Source organism: Deltaproteobacteria bacterium (genome assembly GCA_009692615.1).
In the GTDB taxonomy this organism is placed as follows: Bacteria; Desulfobacterota; Binatia; order UBA9968; family UBA9968; genus DP-20.
This window is the reverse complement of record SHYW01000168.1, coordinates 1-8209: the sequence shown is the minus strand read 5'-3', so window position 1 is coordinate 8209 and position 8209 is coordinate 1. Positions and strand designations below refer to the sequence as shown.

Here is an 8209-nt window from a genome sequence, read left to right as displayed (position 1 = left end):
ATGGTCGAAAAATTTTTTTCCAGCGGCGTCGCAACCGCGGAAGCCATGGTCTCCGCGCTGGCGCCAGCAAGGTTAGCGTTGACTGTAATTGTTGGAAAGTCCACCGTCGGCAGATCGCTCACCGGCAGCGATTTATAACCCATGATGCCAAATATGAGAATGCCCACCATCACCAGCGTGGTGGTGACCGGCCGGCGGATAAACAGCTCGGAGATGTTCATGACTCACCTCGCGCTTGGCCCTTGCCCCGGGCTTCGCCTTCGCTCTTTCCCTTGCCTTCGCCACGGCGTCGCCTCTGACCCTCACCCTTAGACTCTTCACCCGATTTGGCGGCTTCCCTGACTTCACCTTCGGCGTTCTTGCGCTCGCGCCGCCCTTCGCCCTTTACCGCTTCGCTGGCTTTGGCGCTGTCAGCACTCTCGCCGTCGCTCTTCGATTTACCGCGGCCGCCGCGCCGGCGCCCTTCGCCTTTGGTCTCATCAGCAATTTTGCTTGGTTCTTTGATTTCTACCCTGGAGCCCGGGCCGAGCAAGAACTGGCCTTCGCGCACGACTTGCTCGCCGGCGGCGATGCCTTTAGCAATCACCGCTTCGCCTTCATTGGTTTGTCCCAGAGTGACCAGCCGCACTTCGATACGGCGATCCTCCTTGACGACAAATACCTGCTGCCCTTCGGGACCGACTTGAACCGCTTCGGATGGAATCACCACGGCATCGCTTTGAGTCGCCAGGATCAACGCGACATTGACGAATTGGCCGGGCCACAGACGCCGCTCCTTATTGGTAAACTCCGCTTTCAATTTGATCGTACCCGTGGCGCGGTCGACGATGTTGTCGACGAATGCCAAAAAACCCTGTTCCGCGCGGCCTTCATCGGAAGAGAAACGGGTATTGACCGTCAGTCTGCCGCCCGCCATATGCCGTTTGAGAGCGGCGAGGACTTGCTCGGGCACATTGAAAGTAACGTTGATCGGACTTAGCTGATTGATCACCACCAGAGGCGCGCCATCGTTCAAGCGAATCAAGTTGCCTTCGTTGATCAAGACGCTGCCGACGCGACCGCTCACCGGCGCGTAAATATAACAGTAGCTGAGCTGCACCTTGGCGTTTTCCACCGCCGCCTTGTCGGCATCGACCACCGCTTCGGCGGCGTCGGCGTTGGCTTTGATCTGATCGTACTGCTCGCGGGAAACATATTGTTTCTCGACCAGGTCGGCGTAGCGCCGCACCTGTTCGCGCAGGTTGCGCAGCTGCGCGCTATCGCGCGCCAAAGCTGCCTCGGACTGTTTCAGCGCGGCTTCCAGCGGGCGCGGATCGATGGTGAACAGCAGTTGGCCATCTTTGACGTCCTGGCCATCCTTGAAATGGACCTTCTGCAGCACTCCGGTGACTTGGCTCTTGATCGATACGGTATTGTAAGCTTCGACGTTACCGACCGCGCGCAGCTGCGTGGACACGGATTTTTGCACCGCGGTGGCAACCAAGACCGGCACGGCCTCGCCCCCGCCACCGCGCCTTCCGCCACCAGCGCCAGCGCCGCGTCCTTGGCCCGCGCCGCCGCGAGCGCCCTCAGGGCTCGAACCCTCCGCGGGTTTGGCGGTTGCGTCCTCTTTGGGTTTGTTGAGCGACCAAGAAGAATAGCGCTGGAAGCCGGCGAAGCCGCCGACTACGACCAATAAGACAACGATCAAGAGCGTACGTTTCATAGGACCCTAAAGCCCCTTTCTCAAGTTAGCCAATGACTACTTGATCGAACCCGGCTTCAACACACCGACGCGGTTATCGCCCATCGCTCGGGCCAGTTGGGCATCGGCGATTTTGTAATCGTAAACGGTGCGTATATAGGTTGTTTGAGCATCGGTGTAAAGCGCCTCGGCATCGGTGACTTCGATGATCGAACCGACACCGACCTCATAGCGCCCGCGCGCCAAATCGAGGTTTTCTTTGAACGCTAATGCTGCCGATCGAGTTGCATTGATCCGTTCCTGGGTTTCCACTACTTTAAGGTAACTCTGCTCGACATCCAGCGCAATCTGCTGCCGTTGGTTCTCTTCCAGCGCTTTAACGCTGTTGTAGTTGTGTAACGCTTCTTCGACCCGGGTGGTGGTGCGGAAGCCATCGAAGATCGGGATGTTCAAACTGAGCTGCACCTGCCAGATCGGCTGCAGCGGAAAAATTTCCAGCCTGTGCCTGTTAATCACATCGTTGTTTTTGTGCGTGCGGCCATAAAAGCTATCGAAAATTAGATCGGGAAGATGGTTGCGCCGGGCGACCGCGAGCGTTTGGTCTGTGGCGCGCTTTTGCGCTTCGAAACTCTTAAGCTCGGTACGCGCGTCAAAGGCGACGTCGCGCGCGCCGGATAAGTTCATCGTAAACACAACCTCAGGTGAGTCCACCGCCACCGGCTGCTCGGGCAGCCGCGGCGATCCCATCGCGTTTCTGAGCGTGACCCAAGCGATCTTGACGGCGTTTTCCGCGGCGATCAAATCGGCTTGCGCGGTATAGAGATTGGCCTCGGCTCTGGCCACATCGATCTTCGCCCGCGTGCCGACTTCGAAGAAAGCCCGCGCTTGTTTTACCAGCAAATCCCGGTTGCGTACCGTGTCCTTGCGCACATTGACCAGTGCAATCGTCGTCAAATAATTGTAGTAAGACTGCTTGATCGCCAGCGCGATGTCTTGGCTGGTGGTCGCATAGTCCTGTTTCGACTGTTCGACGGTTTCCCGCGCCGCCTGCACGGCGCCTTCGCGTTTGCCGAAGTTGTAAAGCGTCAGACTCGCCGTCGTTACGCTGTTATAAGTGTCGGCGCTGTTTAAGTTTGAGACGCCGGCCGAGCCGGCGGTGCCGGAGCGATAGAAACTATTCAGCGTGATGGTCGGGTAGTAGGCCGCCCTTTGTTGGCCGAGTTGAGCTTCGGTTGTGCCGATTCTTTCGCCCGACGATCTGAGCCTGGGATGATTCTCCAATCCGATACGCACGGCGTCTTCAATGGTCAGCAACTGACCGGTGGGGGAGCGGGAACCGGGCTGAGGCGGTGCCGTCGGCACTGCTTGCACTTGCATTTGAATCTCCGCCGCTGGAGTCGAGGCCAGCAAAGCCAGCCCCCAAACGATGCAACAGACTAACAAGCGCAATAAAGGTTTAACTTGACACCCGGTCATTGAGTTTTCCCCTTTGTATAGGCGCGACGAATATATGGTAAGTGGTGTCCGAAAGCAAAGACAGCTTCAGCCCGAAGGCTGGCATAGAAGTGCGGCAGCGCTGGCAGTCAGCGCTTATTGGATTTACTAAAGAAGGGATAAAATTTAATGGACTCAACGGTTGCTCCGTACGGCATCGAGTTGGCGGCGGGCCTCTGCGAAACCTGGATTGATTTTCAACGCAGCTTCGAACTCTTTCTCAGCTTCGGCGCGTCGCCCGGCGTCCACTAGGGCGCGGCCGAGTTCGTAATGGGCGACATCGTCGTCGGCACAAATCTGCAAACCCTGGCGATAAAGTGCGATCGTTTGCTCGCGGTTGGTCGACAGCTGGGCTTTGTCGAAATAGTCGCGAAAGGCGCGGCTGCAATCCTGCTGCTTTTGATCCTGAACTTGCTTGCCGGCGGCGAGCGCTTCGATTTCTTGGCGCTGCCGCGCGATCTCGTCATTCTGCTGACGAATCTGCTCGGCTTGACGATCCAACGCCTCCGACATGCAGGCCGTCAGCTGCGTCGCGCAAGTGATTGCAATGAGAGTTTTTAACCCACGCTGCCAAACCGTTTTCATAGACTTCAGATTAAGATTTAGCTTGCGCCAATGCAAGAAAGATTTTCTCCGCTTTGATCGGCAGATCGCGAATGCGCACGCCGACGGCGTCGTAGATCGCGTTGGCGATGGCGGGCGCAACCGGGATCAGCGCGCTCTCGCCGATGCCTTTGGCGCCGAAGGGCCCGTTGCGATCGGGAAATTCGACTGAGATCGAATCGATTACCGGCGGCATGTCGCCCAGCGACGGCAACACGTAGTCGACGAGATTCGGATTGATCAGTTGGCCGCCGTCGTAGGCGATCTCCTCGAACATCGCCTGGCCCATGCCGGTGATCGCCGCGCCGTTAAGCTGTTGCTGGCAGCCCAGCGGGTTGAGCGCCTTGCCGACATCGACGGCGCTGGCGTACTTGAGCAATTTGAATTTGCCGGTGTCGATATCGACTTCGACTTCGGCGGCGCCGGCGGCGAGAAACCAAAAAGCCGAAGTGCTCTTTTCGCCGAACTCATCTTTGGTCGAAGTCTTCACCTGTCCTTCGCCGACTAAAGTGCCGCCCTGCATGCCGAAGCGCTTGAACATGACTTCAGAATAATCGAGCTGGCTTTCCGGCAAGCGAATCTTGCCGTCGGCGAAAGTGATTTTGTCTTCTGGAATATTATATTCTTTGACGACGATCTGTTTTAGTTGGCGTAGAATATCCTGAGCCGCCAACTGCACCGCCTTACCCATGTGAAAAGTCGAGCGGCTCGACGAAGTGGTCAAATCGTAGGGCACCACATCGGTGTCGACGCCGAGCACTTGAATGGTCGACATCGCAATCCCCAACTCCTTGCCGGCGATCTGCGCCAGCACCGTCTCCGACCCCTGCCCCATCTCCACGGTTCCGGAATAAATGGACAGACTCGCATCCTCGTTCAATTTCACCACCGCGCAGGAAATAGAAGGCGTGATCGTCGCCTTGATCATGCAGGCCAATCCTTTGCCGCGCCGAAGGTTTGATCCGGTTGACCCTTGAACCGGACGGGCGTATGGCAATACGCCCCTACGACCGTCAAACTCTCTGTCTCGCGTCTCCCACCCGATCGATTTCGCCACCTCATCGATGCACTCTTTCAAACCAATCGCCCGCAGCGTCTCTTCGGTGACGAATTTGTCGCCCTCGTTGTAACCATTCTGCTTGCGCAGCACGACGGGGTCCATCTTCAGCGCCGCGGCAATGATGTCCATTTGCGACTCGACGGCCCAAGCGGACTGCGACACGCCGAAGCCGCGAAACGCGCCGGCCGGCGGCTTGTTGGTGTAGACCGAATAGGAATCGATTTTTAAGTTGGGAATTTTATACGGCCCCGCCGCCGTATAGCCGGACTTCTTCGCCACCCGCGGACCGATCTCGGCGTAAGCGCCGGTATCGAGATGAATCTCGCACTCACGCGCGATCAGCGTGCCGTCGTTTTTGACGCCGGTCTTCATGCGGATCACCGCCGCATGTTTGGTGATCGTGTAAAAAACTTCTTCGCGCGAAAGCACCAGCCGCACCGGCCTGCCGGCTTTCTGCGACAACGCCACGGTAATTGGCTCGACCTTGGGATAAACTTTGCCGCCGTAGCCGCCACCGAGGTAGGGCACGATGACGCGCACTTTGGACACCGGAACTTTAAAAATATTCGCCAGCTGGGTGCGCACGACGAACGGATTTTGCGTCGTCGCCCACACCGTAATCCGCCCGCCCGGTTCGACGGATGCGATGCATGCGTGGGTCTCAAGAAAACAATGCTGCGTCGCCGGCAGCGTAAAGATATCTTCGAAAACCTGATCGGCTTCGGCGAAGCCTTTATCGATGTCGCCGCGGTTGAGTTTGAAATGAGTGCAAAGGTTAGTCCCGTCGATGGGCTTCAAGTCGGCGAGATCGGCGAAGCCGGAAGCCGGCAGTTTGACCGAATCATGCACCAGCATCGCGCCGGGTTTGAGCGCTTCGGCAATATTCACCACCGCCGGCAACTCTTCATAGTCGACTTCGATCAGCTTTAGCGCCGCTTCCGCCGCTTCCATCGTCAACGCCGCCACAGCGGCCACCGGATCGCCGACGTGGCGCACTTTTTCCGTCGCGACGATGGTCTGGTCTTTAAACACCGGCCCGTAAAACGGCTCGATGCCTTCATCGTGCAAAATGTCATCCCGCGTCAGCACCGCCATTACACCGGGAACTTTCTCCGCCTTGGTAGCGTCAATGCGCGTGATCCGCGCATGCGGATACGGACTGCGAAGAATCTTCCCATGCAACATCCCCGGCACGCTCATGTCAGCGAGATACTGCGCGCGTCCCGTCACTTTAGTCTCGTAATCGAGCCGGCGAAAAGTTTTGCCGATATCTGCGAGTTCCATAGTTTTTTCCCAAAAAACCGTAAGGGGTAAGGCGTTCGGATCCGAAACCCCTTACGCCTCACCCCTAACGTTCTTAACCGCTTGGACAATTTCCTGATAACACCCGCAGCGACAAAAATTCCCAGCTAAGTAATCGCGAATCTGCTCATCCGTTGGCTGCGGACATTCGTCGAGCAATGCCTTCGCCGTCAGAATAAATCCCGAAGTACAATAGCCGCACTGTAGCGCGCCGAACTCCATGAACGCTTCCTGCAACGGATGAAGTTTATTCTTAGCACCCAAGCCTTCGATAGTCTGAATCGCGCAGCCGTCCACATCGACGGCCAACATCGAACAAGCGCTCACCGGCTTACCGTTCACCAGCAAAGTGCACGCCCCGCAAACTTGAATATCACAACCGAGCTTAGCGCCAGTCAGCCCAAACTGCTCGCGCACCATATCGAGCAAAGTCGTCCGCGCCTCGACTTCCACGCTGCGCTCGGCGCCGTTAATTTTGAGTGAAATAGTTTTTTTCATAACTCAGAAACAAAAAAGGGGTCAGGAGCGTTTTCTACTTTGATCGCTTGCGATCAGTTTTTCCGCCCAGCGCAAAACTCTTTCGGCGATCCTCACGACTCTTTTATACTCTGCGAATCCGATTGGCTCGGCGAAGCCGGGATAGCGGGTCACCACCGCAAACCTGGTCAGTCGGCTCGCGTCTCTGACTGTTTTGGGGATCGGCTTGCCAGCCTTTTGAACAAGGTCGAGCAGCTCCGCGAGATCGTGATGGTACGGGAACCGCACTCCCAAATTAAGCAACACCGCTTTGATCGCCTTTTCCGCTGCCTGCTGCGCGTCAAAGCAAAGATCCTCCAGATAGACATTGGGAATCCGACTATCGGCTTTCGACCGTGCGAGGTTGCTCCTCGCGCGATTCAACCACTCAAGAGGATCGTCCGCAGACCGTCGCTTAGGCGGCATAGACAACTCTACCCTCTCTCAACGCGGGATATATCACCAGAGCAAAACAGTCGCCAAAGCGCTTAACGTCATCAGAGGTTACGACGACAACGTCGACCGCTTGGCCCACACCGAACAGGTTCATGTAAATTTTTTCCGTCAGACGACCGCGGTGAAATTTGCCACGCTTGACGACGAGCAAATCCACGTCGCTGTTCGGTCCCATCGTTCCACGAGCGGCCGAGCCAAAGAGGATAATTTTTTCGGGCGCCGCCACTTTTACGATACGCCGAATAATTTCGCTTAGCTTACGTTGGTCTACTTTCGTTTTACGGTTCATAGTCCACTGCGCACTGGATTCTATCTTCTCATCGCCTTACTCACTACCCGATTGGCTAAGTCCTGACCACTCATAGCTCTTGCCTTTTTACTTTTGCCTTATTGGACCACTCTCGTCACCCGCATGAGCACGATCGGTGGAATCGTCAGCTTTAACGCTTCGGCGGTCTTGAGATTGATATTGAATTCGAACCCCATCGGTCGCTCGACCGGGAGTTCGGCGGGTTTGGTGCCCTTCAGGACTCTGTCGATGAGGTAAGGGACGCGCTTGTAGACTTCTGACTCGTCGGGTCCGTAAGACATCAACCCGCCGCTGGCGACAAATTCTCCCCGAACGGATATCGCCGGCAGCCGATGTTTTAGCGCCAGATCCGCGATCCGGTTGTAGTTAGAAGTGTTGACCGGGGCCACCGTCACGGCCAGAGCGGCGCTACGCGCCTTGATTGCTTCTTTGAACGCGCTCTCCAATTGGTCGGCGCTGCTTACTTCCATGGAATGAAGTTGCAGACCCAGTGCCCGTGCCGGGTGAAGACTTTCTTTCCATTCGTCCGCAGAGCCTGCAGCCCGTGGGTCCCACAGCACCGCAACGCGGGAGAGTTTTTGAACGGTATCCTTGAGCAACTCCAGCCGCTTGCCGGCCAACTCCGAGGTCATATTGCTGAACCCCGTGAGGTTCCCGCCCGGCCGCGCCAGGCTATCGATCAGCCCAATCACAACCGGATCACCCCCACTCGTAAAAACGATAGGAATCGTCTTGGTAGCGTTCTTGGCGGCCAGGGCAGCGGGCGCCCCTGTCGCGACTATGA

The 8209-nt window shown here is 57.0% G+C and carries 9 protein-coding genes; all 9 read right to left on the bottom strand.

Going from position 1 to position 8209, the window contains the following annotated elements:
- Positions 1–221, bottom strand: a 221-nt coding sequence (locus EXR70_24335) for an efflux RND transporter permease subunit (GenBank protein ID MSP41626.1), incomplete at its 3' end; no start/stop codon positions are given.
- Positions 218–1705, bottom strand: coding sequence for an efflux RND transporter periplasmic adaptor subunit (locus EXR70_24330; GenBank protein MSP41625.1), 1488 nt, complete (start codon positions 1703–1705; stop codon positions 218–220). The genes EXR70_24335 and EXR70_24330, both read right to left, overlap by 4 nt.
- A 36-nt stretch (positions 1706–1741) precedes the next feature.
- Entirely contained in the window at positions 1742–3160 is a 1419-nt protein-coding gene (locus EXR70_24325) for a TolC family protein (GenBank protein MSP41624.1), read from the bottom strand.
- 153 nt (positions 3161–3313) lie between these two features.
- Complete coding sequence (locus EXR70_24320; GenBank protein ID MSP41623.1) at positions 3314–3763, bottom strand: tetratricopeptide repeat protein; 450 nt, start codon at positions 3761–3763, stop codon at positions 3314–3316.
- Between the two features lie 10 nt (positions 3764–3773).
- The gene (locus EXR70_24315; protein MSP41622.1) at positions 3774–6125 is read right to left on the bottom strand and encodes a xanthine dehydrogenase family protein molybdopterin-binding subunit; all 2352 of its coding nucleotides are present in this window, start codon (positions 6123–6125) and stop codon (positions 3774–3776) included.
- Between the two features lie 51 nt (positions 6126–6176).
- Positions 6177–6641 carry a (2Fe-2S)-binding protein gene (locus EXR70_24310; GenBank protein ID MSP41621.1) on the bottom strand — a complete coding sequence of 155 codons (465 nt, stop codon included), beginning with the start codon at positions 6639–6641 and terminating at the stop codon, positions 6177–6179.
- A gap of 21 nt (positions 6642–6662) precedes the next feature.
- Positions 6663–7085: a HEPN domain-containing protein gene (locus EXR70_24305; protein ID MSP41620.1), complete on the bottom strand. Its 423-nt coding sequence runs from the start codon at positions 7083–7085 to the stop codon at positions 6663–6665.
- Positions 7075–7404 (bottom strand): nucleotidyltransferase domain-containing protein, encoded by a 330-nt coding sequence (locus tag EXR70_24300; GenBank protein ID MSP41619.1) that lies wholly within the window; start codon positions 7402–7404, stop codon positions 7075–7077. Before EXR70_24300 ends, EXR70_24305 begins: the two co-directional genes overlap by 11 nt.
- 98 nt (positions 7405–7502) lie before the next feature.
- Positions 7503–8209, bottom strand: a 707-nt coding sequence (locus tag EXR70_24295) for an ABC transporter substrate-binding protein (GenBank protein MSP41618.1), incomplete at its 5' end; no start/stop codon positions are given.